Origin of the sequence: Bifidobacterium asteroides, from assembly GCF_048001765.1 — a bacterium.
Classification (GTDB): Bacteria; Actinomycetota; Actinomycetes; order Actinomycetales; family Bifidobacteriaceae; genus Bombiscardovia; species Bombiscardovia asteroides_K.
In genome coordinates, this window is record NZ_CP181447.1 from 1,836,688 (window position 1) to 1,850,913 (window position 14,226).

Here is a 14,226-nt window from a genome sequence, read left to right on the forward strand (position 1 = left end):
TTCTACAACCCCATCCCGGGGTTAACGGTGCCTGGTTCAGTCATGCAAAAGCGCCCGAGCGCTAGGCCCGGGCGAAAGCATGCATATTAGTGGCGCAGTCCAAGACGCTCCACCAGGGAACGGTAGCGGTTGATGTCCACCTTCTTGAGGTAATCCAGCAACCGGCGACGATGGCCGACCATGAGCAGCAGGCCGCGACGCGAATGATGGTCGTGCTGATGCTGCTTGAGGTGCTCGGTCAGGTCGGAGATGCGCTTGCTCAGCAGAGCCACCTGGACCTCGGGGGAACCGGTGTCACCCTCGTGGGTCGCGTATTCCTTGACGATTGCCTGCTTCTGCTCACTCGTAAGAGCCACGGCTCCTCCTCTTGCATTCTTCCGTTACGCGGTGCACCAGCCCTATGCTGAAGCGCTCTCGATCCGCGGGCGAAACACGCCAAAAGTCCATTATACACATTTTGCGGACCAAACAAACAGTGACGGAATCAGCAAAATGAAGGAGAGCATAACGAAAATTGGATTAGTACCAATGAGGAATCAGCCATCTCACTCCGATGTAGCGAAGATATCGCACTGTGTTGCACGAACCGACCGTGATTTACCGTGTAGTCCTACCATAGGTTGTTAGAGAAGTTGAGGGAATGTAACTTCATTCATCCACCAAAGAGGGCACCTAATGAAACAATCCGAGCAGAACTCCATCAAATCAGAAAATACCATTCTTCCTCTGGGATCCGTGGTGAAAACCAGAAGAGACCCGGGTACCCTGCTGGTTACATGCATGGAACAACGGGTTACTTTGACTATGGTGCCGTACAATTCCCGTATGGCATGACTGATCCGGCCAAGATCGTTTTCTTCAACCGCCAAGACGTGACGGAAATAGTGTTCATGGGATATATCAACGCCGAGGAACGATCCTATGAACGAAGGTTTGATGAAGTCACCAAATCAACCTCCTACCCCCACCTTCATCTCTGATTCAGTTACCGGTCACATAGGACATACTCGATAAAAGGGATAGAGGGGAGAAGACCAAAAACGACCTTGACGGATGCGTTAATGAAGCAACCGCCTAGGCTATGCAACTGAGCACGTTGAACCGCTCTTTCATGGTCGGCGATTTTCTTTCTGGCGGTTTTGAATCATTGAGCGGCATTGCTGATTCCTTCGGCACATACTGACAACAGGCAGCTACCCAAGATGCTATGGCTCATGGCCTGATCACTGCCTCTGGTGGTGTTATCGGTGCTGCAGCATGAGCTGCCGCTGGAGCAGTTGTGGGATTCAATCGCCCCTGGACCAAGTACGATTGTAGGAGGTGGAATTGGTTTAGCCGTAGGATACCTCGGTACAGTAGCCGGCAACGCTTTTTACGACGATTCCGTCAATCGCGGGAATGGAGATGACAGTGGGGCCACATGAAGGACAATCTATGGTAGCTTTCCCACTGTCTTCTGCATCGCCATGTGCGCGGCTCGGATTGAAACCGGGGATGACATTAGTGGGGGCGTACTGATGTTGTACCTATTGATAGATGTCGTATTAGGCTCTCCGGCGATGCTGGTCTGGTTGTTTGTGTTGATGTCGTTCAATGCGTGGAGGTCGAGGCGGCTGATGGACCGCGTCCTGGCGCCCTACCTCCTGGCGCGGGGCCTGTGCCTGCAGACCTTCCAGGGGCATGTGTGGCGGCGGCGCGGCAGGATCGGCCGGCCCCGGCCTGGGCAGGTCCTACCCCTGGGCTCGCTGGTTGTCCTGGCCGACGGGCCTGCCAGCGTATCCGGGGCCTACAGAGGCACCGGATGGTTCGACGGACTGGGAGAGGACGGGCTGGTGGTCCGCCTGGTCGGCCAGTACGTGCAGCCACCCGAACAGGCCGCCGGGTCATCCGGTCCATGGTACGCGGGCAGGATCTGCTCCGTGGGCGGCCTTGCCTGCGGACCCGGCGTGGTCCCCGGCGACGACGCCCCCCTGCCCGAGGTCGGCGTCGGCCACACCCCCGACCCCGACCTGGTCATCTTCACCCAGGACCAGGTCAGCCTTCTGGCCTGGAAGGGGCCCGACAACCCCGTCACCAGGCTCCTGCGCGCCCGCCAGGTCCGCGCCCTCGCCCGCGACCACCGGCGTGAGGACCAGGTTCGCCGCCGGGCACGGCCGACACCGAGCTGGCACGCCAGCCGCCCCGCATGGTGGCGCTACGAAGCCATCGGCTTCCTGCCCGACCGGTTCACCCGCGTCTACTGGGACCGCGTCCGCAACCAGCCCGTTAAGGCCCCCATGCGCTACCGGACCCCGGAAGCCAGGGAATACAACAGAAGACACTACTCCGTCCCCTTATCCATCATCGCGCTGATCGTCATCATCTTCATATCCGCCTTAAAAATAGCCCGCGCATGGCACCGCTTCGAACCGTACCATCCACTCCAGGGCGGCGATGTCCTCCTGGGCATGCCCCGACGGACCACAGCGATCGTCAGCTGCGTCCTAGGCCTCGCCATCGGCGTCGGCGCATGGGTTTGGGCCACCCACCGGCAATTCCCCCAACACCAAATGACCCCGGCCAGCAGCCGCGAACTCCAAATCGCCCTCGACAATTACTGGATCGGCATGCGATACATCACAGGAACTACCATCCCCTACACCATGCATGTCCTCGGCTACAGCGTTTACATCCTGGTGCCGCTCATGTTCCTCACTGATTTCTTCACCCTTCCCGAATGGGTCCATACCCTCATGGGCTGGCCCTTCGTCGCTCTGTTTGTGACCTGCGGGATCCTAATCATCATAGATACCTCCTACGCCGAGCGGATAGCCAAACGCCTGGATCGGGAATTAGCCGAGTAAAGCCCATATGCATCAGCCCCCTCCCCCGTGGTCAATTGCGCTTTGGTCTTACTTTCGCACCTCTTGACAGCGTGCGGACAGGAATCAACCCAAAACCACAACTGACAGTTACCGACACCCATCGTGCAGCATATTCTGGTAAATTCAGCGATCCTATGATTCATGCCGCGGTGATGAGGCCTCCGAAGAGGACGATGGCGATGGCAATCAGTTCAATGATGCAGAACATGGACAGTGCCGACCAGCTGTGAGTCAGCGTGTTCCAGGGGGAATCCTTGCGCACGCAGACCAGGATGGCCACAAAAATAACAGCAAAGACCGCCACGCCCAGCCCGGCCGCGATGATGCCCAAGTTGGCCGCGTTGGCCAGGATGGCCTGATGCTGGTAGACGACAAAGGTGCTGTACCAGAAGTTCATCTTGAGCAGGCAGAGTCCGGCGATCAGCTGTTCTGCAGCCAGGCCCAGAACGAAGACCACCCGCCAGAACCATGAGGACGACTCGATGATGGACATGCCGATGCCCATAAAGGTCAGCACGGTCACTGTCCAGGCAATCAGGGCTATGCCTCGCGGATCCAGGACCGAGGCATAGTGGAGCACGCCCTGGGTGTGGTTGATGGCCAGCGAGCGCCCATATCCATAAGGAATGACGATGGCCAGGAGGACCGCCAGCGCGAAGACAACCCAGCGGACCGGGCGGGCACGACGCTGCTCGATCTCAGCCAACGAGTACTCCGAATCCGGAATGGTCGCCTCAGGATGAGCCGAGACCTTGTTCACCGCAGTCGCCTCATCCGGGTGCGATGGTACGGCTGTGGAACCAGCTGAATCGCTTCTGCCGAGTTCCGCGTCATCCGCATCGTCGAATTGCTCCATCGGCGACCACACCTCCAAGTCCGCTACTCGTGGACACATCGCCTACAAGCTTATACCGGGAGGCGCATCCGCACCCAGGAACACCCGGGCCGCGTCTTCTGCCCAACCGATCATGCGCATCTGAAAACCATGACAATCCGCGTTCAAACACCCTGCTAGGCATTTGCTAAGCGGCAATGGATGCCTTGAAGGCAGAAGCAACCTTCAATCAGGGCGCACCAATGCGATTGCTGTGGCTGAAGGAGAATCAAACACTCATGTTCGAACTATGAAGCGGTCATGGATTCTCCCCGGCGCTCCTATAGCGCTCCCTTTACTGATTGCAACAATATATAGGAGCCCCGGAATGAGTCAGTCGAACTGCCTGATGCCGAGGACATCGTAGAAACTCACCTTGCTATTGCCGCCGAAGCCTGCACCATAGTTCGTCCCATAATATGTCCGATCCGACTGGATCATTTTCCTGTCCTCATCATCCAGCGAATCCCAGACCCGGCGTTCGGTCTCATCCATATCATCAGTGATGGGATACCATGACGCGTAACTGTTGATCCGGTCATCAGGAATATGGTCATGAGTGGTGCAGGCCTTATCCTTGGATGCCATTTTTCTCATGAAATCCTCATCCATAACCATTCATCTCCTCTCATATTTGTGTTCCTGAAGGGCATCATCCGATGGCCCGTAGAACCATTCCTGCAGATGCAGGGGAGCACGGCACTTTCGGGGGTTAGTAACAAGCAAATGGTATAAAAACGACTGACACAATACCGAAGCAACAACTCGTAATCCTGCTTAGTAGGAGTACAATTTATGACGGAGTTCTGGTGAAAGAACTGATTTGATACGTGTTACCGATAGAAAACGGTGCTGTCTGGATAATTCAAAGTAATGCAATCAGTTTTCCAATTTAGGCTTCTATGAAAGGGGCTACGCATTTACCGCAGGTAGAGAACCATCGTAGTGGTATTCCCGACCCACGCTCCCGTGAAGGGAGCGACCTCTTAAACAGGGCGAGGTTTTGATCGACCTGATATTTCAATCCACGCTCCCATGAAGGGAGCGACACCACGGCGAGGGTGTCGCCGTCGAAGTCCCCGTCATTTCAATCCACGCTCCCGTGAAGGGAGCGACACCTCTACGCTCAGGTCACCCGGTATCCTAGCGATTTCACCACGCTCCCGTGAAGGGAGCGACGTGTTGCCATGGTTACCTATCCTCTTTCTTTCTATTTCAATCCACGCTCCCGTGAAGGGAGCGACCGGTCTTCAGGTCCTTGCCTGCGGGCATGTTGATATTTCAATCCACGCTCCCGTGAAGGGAGCGACTTATTTTGAACCCTGACTGCGTCCCCATCCATGGAATTTCAATCCACGCTCCCGTGAAGGGAGCGACTCAATCAGACGAATCACTATGTATCGGCAGTAAAATTTCAATCCACGCTCCCGTGAAGGGAGCGACTGTTGCTACACGTATACTGGCCATGGCGCTCGCGATTTCAATCCACGCTCCCGTGAAGGGAGCGACTTGCGACTTTAGCCAATATATCAAATATATTAAATTTCAATCCACGCTCCCGTGAAGGGAGCGACAACAGAGTTGAAATTCAGCCCCGAAACCCCGGTTATTTCAATCCACGCTCCAGTGAAGGGAGCGACGAGCAGTATGGCCAAGGTTACCGCAAATGCACTATTTCAATCCACGCTCCCGTGAAGGGAGCGACGATTACTCGGACGCGGGCAGTTATGACAGAAAGGCATTTCAATCCACGCTCCCGTGAAGGGAGCGACCAAGGCCTTGTCGAAGCCTTTTTCAGACACCGTATTTCAATCCACGCTCCCGTGAAGGGAGCGACAGGACAGGCCGTTGGCGCTGACTCCGTAGTGGAAATTTCAATCCACGCTCCCGTGAAGGGAGCGACGTATGACTACGGGGTTGTTCCCTTCGATGGCGGATTTCAATCCACGCTCCCGTGAAGGGAGCGACGACTCCTGGTGCTTTGTTCAAGTACATTCTGTCTATTTCAATCCACGCTCCCGTGAAGGGAGCGACTTCCCCATTCGAGTTCATACTGAGCAAGCTTCGGTATTTCAATCCACGCTCCCGTGAAGGGAGCGACGCGGGTCGCAGCCGCTGTCTCCGGCCATGTGATATTTCAATCCACGCTCCCGTGAAGGGAGCGACACTTTTGCTGTGACAGCGCCGGCAGTGTCCGCGGTATTTCAATCCACGCTCCCGTGAAGGGAGCGACGGGTTTTATTCGAACAAAGTATGTTGGTTTGGTATTTCAATCCACGCTCCCGTGAAGGGAGCGACCCTCCCTGTGTACCGTAATAGTAATCCCAACAAAAATTTCAATCCACGCTCCCGTGAAGGGAGCGACATTCGGCCAGGCGGGCCCTGTGCCTGACCTGGGCATTTCAATCCACGCTCCCGTGAAGGGAGCGACGCTGTGGCTTGGCGGTCATTGCTGTAGATATGAGATTTCAATCCACGCTCCCGTGAAGGGAGCGACTAGTTTCTGCGGGTCAAAAGTGCTCGATTGCAGATTTCAATCCACGCTCCCGTGAAGGGAGCGACCAGCAATGAGGGAGTGTTGCGTGTCGGCATAGACATTTCAATCCACGCTCCCGTGAAGGGAGCGACAGGCCATGCTGCGGCCGAGAATCGTGCCCTGCGTATTTCAATCCACGCTCCCGTGAAGGGAGCGACCGGCTGACGGTTTATGCCGCCGCCGTTGTCAGAGATTTCAATCCACGCTCCCGTGAAGGGAGCGACCCTTGCGCCAGTTCTCCAGTTCATCCATCGACCGATTTCAATCCACGCTCCCGTGAAGGGAGCGACAGTAGAGCATTTTGCGGAATTCGCGGGTGTTGGAATTTCAATCCACGCTCCCGTGAAGGGAGCGACCCTCGCTCCGCTACACAGGACTTCGCTCAGTATATTTCAATCCACGCTCCCGTGAAGGGAGCGACGACCGTCAATCCGAGCGCCTGCAGGTACTTGAGATTTCAATCCACGCTCCCGTGAAGGGAGCGACGACTTCGGATATTGCCACTACGTCTGACACGGTATTTCAATCCACGCTCCCGTGAAGGGAGCGACGCTCAGGCTCGGCATGCAGGATCTCAAACAGGTGATTTCAATCCACGCTCCCGTGAAGGGAGCGACCACGGCCAAGGCAGTCAAGGACGGCAGATGCGAATTTCAATCCACGCTCCCGTGAAGGGAGCGACGCCTCCGATCTGGCCAAGCGGCTGGACCAGGATATTTCAATCCACGCTCCCGTGAAGGGAGCGACAGATTTTGAAGACGCTATAGTGGATACGCTTAGGATTTCAATCCACGCTCCCGTGAAGGGAGCGACTTGTTTCAATTTATATCATACCGTCATTGCCTAAATTTCAATCCACGCTCCCGTGAAGGGAGCGACAAAGTCCAAGGCGGCAATGCGCGACATGTATCGGATTTCAATCCACGCTCCCGTGAAGGGAGCGACGTCTTTTGCAAAGGCGGAATTTATGAGTAAACTTATTTCAATCCACGCTCCCGTGAAGGGAGCGACCCTCCTGATACAGGGCGGAAAGCGCCGGGGTGAAATTTCAATCCACGCTCCCGTGAAGGGAGCGACATGCCATAATAGTCATCCCTGTTGACATGATGATTTCAATCCACGCTCCCGTGAAGGGAGCGACCATGGCAGATATCATCGTCGGCTAGATGGGTGGATTTCAATCCACGCTCCCGTGAAGGGAGCGACTTGGTTGTTCGATAGTGGTTGGGGGTTCCTTGGAATTTCAATCCACGCTCCCGTGAAGGGAGCGACGCTACTTCTATGTATATGAGCATTGTCTCGATGGATTTCAATCCACGCTCCCGTGAAGGGAGCGACCACCTCCGTAGGAGCCCCATGGATCACACCAAACATTTCAATCCACGCTCCCGTGAAGGGAGCGACGGTTGTCCACGGCGTACTGGCCCGCCTGCTGGCTATTTCAATCCACGCTCCCGTGAAGGGAGCGACCTCCCAGACGTGGTCCTTCGATGCGGTCCACCTGATTTCAATCCACGCTCCCGTGAAGGGAGCGACCAGCCGCCCCGACCCTCGCCGGGCAAGCGGAAACATTTCAATCCACGCTCCCGTGAAGGGAGCGACTATCGGCTCCCCCCGACTTCGGACAGACAGGAGATTTCAATCCACGCTCCCGTGAAGGGAGCGACATAAGCTATATACGGTTTCAGGCTCACGTTCCGTATTTCAATCCACGCTCCCGTGAAGGGAGCGACCTTATAGCTGAAATCAACCGTCTTCTGCCATATATTTCAATCCACGCTCCCGTGAAGGGAGCGACCATTGAGGTTTCGACCCCTCAAATAATCTTTGAATTTCAATCCACGCTCCCGTGAAGGGAGCGACTGGTATCGACAATTTCCCTACGTTAACAATCGTATTTCAATCCACGCTCCCGTGAAGGGAGCGACTGGCCGGACGCGGAGGCCTGCGCACCGCCCGGAAATTTCAATCCACGCTCCCGTGAAGGGAGCGACAGCACAATGATACATCCAATGGCCAATATATGGTCGGCCTTTAATGGCCGACGACTTCCAAAAACCTAACCCAACTACCTAATTTCTATCACTAGTCGCGGAATTGAAACAGTACTTTAAGTCGATAACATCACTATTCAGTTATCAAACAACCGTTCATCCGTTTCACTAAAATTCTAGCTTTCTTCGCACCTATAGCTTTCCGCTTGTAACTTTGAAAAAGAACATTGACCACAAAAACATGCGAAATTTAGATCGAATGTTGTCATAAAGCAACGATCTGCAGCGCGAAGGATCAGACGAATACATGATTGCTAGGGTTTCGCGTCAACTATGGTCCACAGCATCAGTCAGCATAATGCACTGTTTACAGAATTACACCGACCACTTAGCCCGCATCTAATTTCAGTGGCTCAAACAGTACAATACAGCCAAAAGCACATAACCAAAGTCCCGTGATTCTATAGCATCATCACTTGGTCAACGGGGATATGGCGCCTCACCCCGTAGTAGTGGATTCTACGGGAATATCTGGCACCTAGGTCGTACATAATCAAGCTGTCTTCCTGAGGATTAATCAACGTCATCAGCCGCTGTTTTAGGAGCTCACGGTCGGCAGGAGTGACCACGCATTCAAACACACTATTTTGTACACGCTGCCCAAACTTCATGCACTCATGGCCGACCTGTCGCAACCGCTTCCGCCCAGCCGCCTCACAGGTGTCGACATCATAGGCAACAACCACCATCATTATTCTTCCACCCTACTTCCAGAACATTGGAGGATAGGCATCCATATCCCCACGTATGTATCTAGCCAGCAATAATGCCTGCACATAGGGCACCAACCCCCATGGCACTTTCTCCTTAAGAAAGGGGTGCATGATTTGCTCATTTTTGCGCTTCTGCCAGGCTGAAAGCACCTGCTTCCTCCCCCTGTCGTTAAGATAGGTTCCTCCGTTCTCTCGAATCTCGAAATCTCCGGCCTTAATCACGTGGGTGTTGACTAGCGACAAAGCCAGCCGATCCGCAAAGACAGGGCGCAATTCCTCAACAAGATCCAGAGCCAGCGAAGATCTGCCTGGCCTGTCTGTATGCAAGAAACCGACATAAGGATCAAGGCCGACACCTTGAAGTGCAGAACGACAATCTCCGGAAAGTAGCACGTAGATAAATGAGAGCAGGGCATTCATCCTATCCATCGGTGGCCTCCGGCTGCGCTGCTCGAAGTAGAAATCATCCTTATTTGTGAGGATGAGATCATCAAAGGCATAAAAGTAGCACTTCGCGGCCTCCCCCTCCACACCACGAACCGAATCCGCTGTTAGGCAACCGTCCAATTCCTGCAAGGCTGCCGACAGACTGGCACTCTGCTTTTTGACACGAGGCACATTGATCCGTAAAGCGTGGTCTCTGGTAGCACGCTCCAACACCTGTCGCGCATTGAATATCTTGCCCATGACGAACGAAGCTGCAATCGAACAGACCTCATTATCATCATCGGCCATGTGATACTGACGGCGTCGCAAAAGCACATTTCTGTTAGCTTCTCCAAGCACAGACCCGTAGTACTTGCCCTGAGGAGAATAGAAGGCAAATGAGACTCCAAATTCATTGCACTTACCCAGCAAGGCCGGCGAGGCACCCTTGTAACTGAAGCAAAGAATAGACTCCAAGGCACGTAGAGGAATCCGCCCCATGACGTGGTCCCCCTCATTCACCACGACGTTCTCCTGCTCCAGGGAAAGGTAGGCATCCTCTGTAGTGACAAACAAGGTGTTCAACATCTGTCTCAATGGATCATCGCTTCCCTCTGGTGTTTTCCCTCAATAGACTCTCATTGCTCAAATTACCCCTACAATTCTTTCAAGGTCTTTCGAATGTAGTCAGCAGCGGAAGACTTATGCACAAGTTCGGGCAGGCAGATATCCTTCAATGAGCATGACCGGCATCCTGTCTTTGGCTTCACCTTTGGAGTACGGCCTCGCCGATAAAGGTCCCGCATCTGCGCCAGATCATCGACTACCTGAGCGCGAAGATCATCGTTGAGTTCGACCACTTCACGGCGCTTGGTCCGCTGGTAGAACAATGCCCCCTGGCTGATGCTGCAGGAGAGCATCTCTTCCAGACACATGGCTTCGCCGCACAATTGCAAACGGTCAGCATTATTGACCTTGCTGGAACCATGCTTGTACTCAATAGGATAGGGTGTCCACCGTCCTCTTCTGCCTGTCAATGCAACTCCATCCTGAGCTGTATGGAATTCAACGATGTCACAATCGCCGACCACTCCCAGCCTTCGGGAGAATACACGCAGGTCGCGCAGTATCAAGGTGTCGCCACGTTTTTCTGAAGCATGGTAGTCGTGAGCACGCCGATGTTCGAAGTCTCCTGCATATGTTCTGGTGTTGTCATGCCATTGCTCCTCTATGTGAATCAATGCCCATTGGCGCTTGCAGAATTCGAAATGCTGAATGCCAGACAGGGCCAGCCATTCATCCTCAGGATATTCGGCCGGCCCTGTGGCCATGGACAAGTCCATAGAATTATCACTCATTGCAGCAGACTCAGCCATCCACCATTTCAGTCAGTTCGACCGACTGCGGAATAGCTGAAGTATCGACCGTCACATCGTAATCCGAGAAGCTGCGCGGTGTTTCAACCTCAGGCTTATGAGCCACATGAATGCTATCGAACAGCTTGTAGGAGGGAGCATCACCAAGATCGTTGCTGTGCTTGAAGACGTAGAGTTTGCGAACGGCCATCTTGCCTCTAGCTGCAGAATGATCGAACTCGAACATGTTGAGAATGGCCTGCCAAAGCATGGCCAGGTCCTCCTCGCTAAATCCGGTGGTCTTTTGTGCAAGCTTGGCATTCACATAGCCATCAGCACGGTATAGACCGTAAGGAACGATGGACTTGTTGCCCATCTCGTTGTTCTTGTTCTCTTGGTCTTTTTCCGTAGTAATGGCCACTCTGGTGATGGTGACAGACTGCGGGAAAATCGGATCGATGGACCTCGAGAATCCAAGTTGCACAGGGCCGCGCACCTGGCCACAGGCCAACCCGCCCTTGACGAAGGTGGTCATCACCGCGCCAAAGGTCCTGATATCGAAGAAATTGGAGCACATGTAATCGAGGATTAATCTATCCAGCTCGCCGTTTTCTTTCTTGGCCTTCTTTAAAGCCTTCCCGATACTGTCCACATCGAGATCCCCATTGACGCCAACCGCTTTTAGCGCCTCAGCATCGAGGCGGTTCAGCGGAACCTGCTGCTTGATATAGATACGCCAGGGCGCCTTATCCCCATTAATCAGCTGCACATAGTTACGTATCTTCCTCTTCAGGCAAACATCGGTAACAATACCAATCCCGGTCTCACTATCGGTTCGTGGCATATTGCCTGATTCCGGATCTCCGTTGGGGTTGCCATTCTCAACATCATAGAGAATTGAGAAATCATACCTATTTTGGATTGCCTTGGCAGTTTGCTCACTCATTTACAACTCCTTCTTCCTTGCTGATTTCCTTATTGTCGTCCTTGTTCTTGCCCTTGTATCGCTCCTGAGTCTCGAAATAATATCCGAGCTGGAAAGCACCCTGTTCGGGCAGCGATAACCTCGTCGGGAAACTCTCGCCGATTCTGGTCATCAGATCTGCTATACGCTTGGTATAGTAAATGCGCGTTCCCGTCGACAGTTTTCGCAGGTGCTTTTTCGCCAAATCGCCCAAGTGCGGGAAAACCACGGCTGGCATGGTCGATGCGTTAGTAAAGAAGCGGTCACCAATCGTGGTATTGATACCGGGATTCGCAGCATGTTGTATGTCCTCATATAGGGCGAACAGTCGTCCTAGGACATAGGGCACATTAGTGCTTTCTTTGTTGATGGACACTTGCAATACCTCCTTAGGGCATTGGTTGTTTGGGTGACGAAGAAAATACGCTTTGATGATTGCAGCCTTGGCGCGGGGCACGTCATGCTCAACGCCTATGCGGTTCTCAACAGCAGTCAGGAGCGACGTAGGATAGGGCGCACCTGTAAGAATGGCCTTAAAAAGGTCGGAAACTGTATGGGGGGAAGCTGGGATCCTCTTTTTCCCACCATTGGCGGGCGGTACAGTTTGCGCAAGCAGCATCCACACAGGTAGGTCACGACGCTTGTCAAATTTCGGGCGTTCGATATCCAGATCTTCATAATGCCGACGTACATGCTCCATGTAACTGCCATAGGTGTCCTTCAAGAAGAAGGACACCGAAAGTCTGGCGGCGTTGGGGGCAAGTCCAAGGATATAGAAATGCTCATCCGGATTAAGCCTGACACCATTGAAATCAACTGGGTTTCCTTTAGACAAGGCCGTGACAGTGGCTATCAGATCCTGTTGATCAACCCCTACGGCGCCTTCAATACACATGTTCATCTCGGCTGAGTACTCAGCCTGTCCTGATTCTGCCCAAGAGACAATCGTCAAGGAACCATCATTGACAGTTCTTGTGTACTGATCGTCCTTCAACACAGTATTTAAGGCTGTGGTGTAAGCGAAAGCTTCACGCTTGCTCATAGGAGCATTTTGGTCCTGCTTTTTGTTGTAGGAAAGATACGCTGGCGCATTGAAAGACACCAGTGCGGATCCGCTGGATTGTGCGTTGCGGACGCCTCTGATATTTGGATGAGTAAGAGCGGGAACGACGGCTTGGCCTGAAACAACACTTTGCATGGTTTCAGAACCAGCGGCCGGATCATCACCGTCCTCGTCACCCGAAGAGAACCATGAATCCCAGTATCTTTGCATGGTTGGGTTTTCAGATAAAGGTAAGCCGCTGCGGCAGAGGACAAAATTACCGGTCATGGCCTTCTTCCAGTCCCCTTCGCCTAATTTCTCCTCGACAACTGCCGCTTGAGGCGTCCGGGAAAAGAAAGCGAGCACTGCACGGGCTTCATCATCTTCGGCGTTTGCAAGCACCTGACGATGCAATTCAGCAGCAGCTGCAAAGCGCTTGGCCGCCTTGTCTGTTGCACCGTTGGCATCTGCACCTAGCAGGTAAGAGGAGTTGTCGCAGAGGAAATTGGCCTGAATTTTCACTGTCCGCAGTGCATGTGCTGGAACAGGCATCATACGTCTGAACTGCTTATTCTTTGTCAATGTCCCAAACGGAATGACATGGGTTATGGACCCATCATCCGCTATGTCCAGTCCCCATGGAACGTTTTCAACGCTGTATCCATACCTCGGGGCCTGGCCAGCCTCCACCAGCCGATCGTAAAGTCTGACTAGTTCGCCAATCATGAGCTCACCTTCGGATCAGTTGCATCCAGCACGCCGTTAACCAGCTCAGCCCTGAAAAACATAGGTTGCGGATCCGCAGGATCTCTATAGTCCATGTCATATAACATGTACCCCAGATCCCGACGACCGTTTTCGAATCCCTTGGGCTGACCCTTATCGGCATCCCAAAGCCGAAAATCGACAGGGAACTCCCGTGTTCCGAAATAAGGGTGATGATAGTATTGCCCGTTCTGAGCCCGTCTATTGAACATGCTGATGAACTTAGCCGGCGTATCCCCTTCAGCTGCTTTGCTATTCATATCAAAGTGCGCCTCAATCACATAGTGAACGTCTCGCAGAATGGTGGAGGCACGCTGCTGAATGTCTGAGGAAGCATAGATCGCGCTGTCTTTGGAAGGATCATTGATCATCGACCTGATGGTATCGGCCGAGATCACGCTGCTGACCTCATTGCGACGAACACTGGTGAATCTGATAGGATTCATAACCACGATCCTGTCAATCCGCCAGACCATGCCCGGATGCCAGAACACAGCCTCCAGAATCCCTCGTGCCGCCGACGGCGTCATCACGTCGTACGAGACCCTCTCTACTTTCATTTCCGGTCTGGTGAAGAGGGCGTACGGACCCCAGACCTCAAGTTGTACTGTCATTGGTCTCCTTTCCTGTTGC

11 protein-coding genes and 1 CRISPR repeat array are annotated in these 14,226 nt (G+C 53.6%); of the genes, 2 read left to right on the forward strand and 9 right to left on the reverse strand.

Annotation, left to right across the window (positions count from 1 at the left end; all coding sequences use genetic code 11):
• Window positions 1-86 precede the first annotated feature (86 nt).
• Window positions 87-356 (reverse strand): 30S ribosomal protein S15, encoded by a 270-nt coding sequence (gene rpsO, locus ACNAOV_RS07605; RefSeq protein ID WP_024626835.1) that lies wholly within the window; start codon window positions 354-356, stop codon window positions 87-89.
• Window positions 357-776: 420 nt separating this feature from the next.
• On the opposite strand from rpsO, the gene ACNAOV_RS07610 reads away from it, so the two are divergent.
• Together ACNAOV_RS07610 and ACNAOV_RS07615 are read left to right on the forward strand one after the other, a co-directional pair.
• Window positions 777-980 carry a DUF4176 domain-containing protein gene (locus ACNAOV_RS07610; protein WP_044097728.1) on the forward strand — a complete coding sequence of 68 codons (204 nt, stop codon included), beginning with the start codon at window positions 777-779 and terminating at the stop codon, window positions 978-980.
• A gap of 636 nt (window positions 981-1,616) precedes the next feature.
• The gene (locus ACNAOV_RS07615) at window positions 1,617-2,843 is read left to right on the forward strand and encodes a hypothetical protein (protein WP_416517220.1); all 1,227 of its coding nucleotides are present in this window, start codon (window positions 1,617-1,619) and stop codon (window positions 2,841-2,843) included.
• A 160-nt stretch (window positions 2,844-3,003) separates the two neighbouring features.
• Here ACNAOV_RS07615 and ACNAOV_RS07620 read toward each other — a convergent pair whose 3' ends face one another.
• The 8 genes from ACNAOV_RS07620 to cas5c form a co-directional block, all read right to left on the reverse strand.
• Window positions 3,004-3,720: a hypothetical protein gene (locus ACNAOV_RS07620; RefSeq protein ID WP_416517221.1), complete on the reverse strand. Its 717-nt coding sequence runs from the start codon at window positions 3,718-3,720 to the stop codon at window positions 3,004-3,006.
• 351 nt (window positions 3,721-4,071) lie between these two features.
• Complete coding sequence (locus ACNAOV_RS07625; protein ID WP_198183408.1) at window positions 4,072-4,350, reverse strand: hypothetical protein; 279 nt, start codon at window positions 4,348-4,350, stop codon at window positions 4,072-4,074.
• Between the two features lie 600 nt (window positions 4,351-4,950).
• Window positions 4,951-8,268: a CRISPR direct-repeat array (repeat unit 32 nt; unit sequence ATTTCAATCCACGCTCCCGTGAAGGGAGCGAC).
• 461 nt (window positions 8,269-8,729) lie between these two features.
• The gene (gene cas2 / locus ACNAOV_RS07630; protein ID WP_029678121.1) at window positions 8,730-9,020 is read right to left on the reverse strand and encodes a CRISPR-associated endonuclease Cas2; all 291 of its coding nucleotides are present in this window, start codon (window positions 9,018-9,020) and stop codon (window positions 8,730-8,732) included.
• Between the two features lie 12 nt (window positions 9,021-9,032).
• Window positions 9,033-10,064: a type I-C CRISPR-associated endonuclease Cas1c gene (gene cas1c / locus ACNAOV_RS07635; protein WP_416517222.1), complete on the reverse strand. Its 1,032-nt coding sequence runs from the start codon at window positions 10,062-10,064 to the stop codon at window positions 9,033-9,035.
• Window positions 10,065-10,123: 59 nt separating this feature from the next.
• Window positions 10,124-10,825, reverse strand: coding sequence for a CRISPR-associated protein Cas4 (gene cas4, locus ACNAOV_RS07640; protein WP_416517223.1), 702 nt, complete (start codon window positions 10,823-10,825; stop codon window positions 10,124-10,126).
• Between the two features lie 10 nt (window positions 10,826-10,835).
• Window positions 10,836-11,768 (reverse strand): type I-C CRISPR-associated protein Cas7/Csd2, encoded by a 933-nt coding sequence (gene cas7c / locus ACNAOV_RS07645; RefSeq protein ID WP_416517224.1) that lies wholly within the window; start codon window positions 11,766-11,768, stop codon window positions 10,836-10,838.
• Entirely contained in the window at window positions 11,761-13,554 is a 1,794-nt protein-coding gene (gene cas8c, locus ACNAOV_RS07650) for a type I-C CRISPR-associated protein Cas8c/Csd1 (protein WP_416517225.1), read from the reverse strand. The genes cas7c and cas8c overlap by 8 nt, the downstream gene beginning before the upstream one ends.
• Window positions 13,551-14,207, reverse strand: coding sequence for a type I-C CRISPR-associated protein Cas5c (gene cas5c / locus ACNAOV_RS07655; protein ID WP_416517226.1), 657 nt, complete (start codon window positions 14,205-14,207; stop codon window positions 13,551-13,553). The genes cas8c and cas5c overlap by 4 nt, the downstream gene beginning before the upstream one ends.
• Window positions 14,208-14,226 lie beyond the last annotated feature (19 nt).

Coding starts and splice junctions, on each gene's coding strand:
- ACNAOV_RS07610 (WP_044097728.1), top strand. CDS start 777: ATGCATGGAACAACGGGTTACTTTGACTATGGTGCCGTACAATTCCCG.
- ACNAOV_RS07615 (WP_416517220.1), top strand. CDS start 1,617: ATGGACCGCGTCCTGGCGCCCTACCTCCTGGCGCGGGGCCTGTGCCTG.
- ACNAOV_RS07620 (WP_416517221.1), bottom strand. CDS start 3,720: ATGGAGCAATTCGACGATGCGGATGACGCGGAACTCGGCAGAAGCGAT.
- ACNAOV_RS07625 (WP_198183408.1), bottom strand. CDS start 4,350: ATGGATGAGGATTTCATGAGAAAAATGGCATCCAAGGATAAGGCCTGC.
- cas2 (WP_029678121.1), bottom strand. CDS start 9,020: ATGATGGTGGTTGTTGCCTATGATGTCGACACCTGTGAGGCGGCTGGG.
- cas4 (WP_416517223.1), bottom strand. CDS start 10,825: ATGAGTGATAATTCTATGGACTTGTCCATGGCCACAGGGCCGGCCGAA.
- cas7c (WP_416517224.1), bottom strand. CDS start 11,768: ATGAGTGAGCAAACTGCCAAGGCAATCCAAAATAGGTATGATTTCTCA.
- cas8c (WP_416517225.1), bottom strand. CDS start 13,554: ATGATTGGCGAACTAGTCAGACTTTACGATCGGCTGGTGGAGGCTGGC.
- cas5c (WP_416517226.1), bottom strand. CDS start 14,207: ATGACAGTACAACTTGAGGTCTGGGGTCCGTACGCCCTCTTCACCAGA.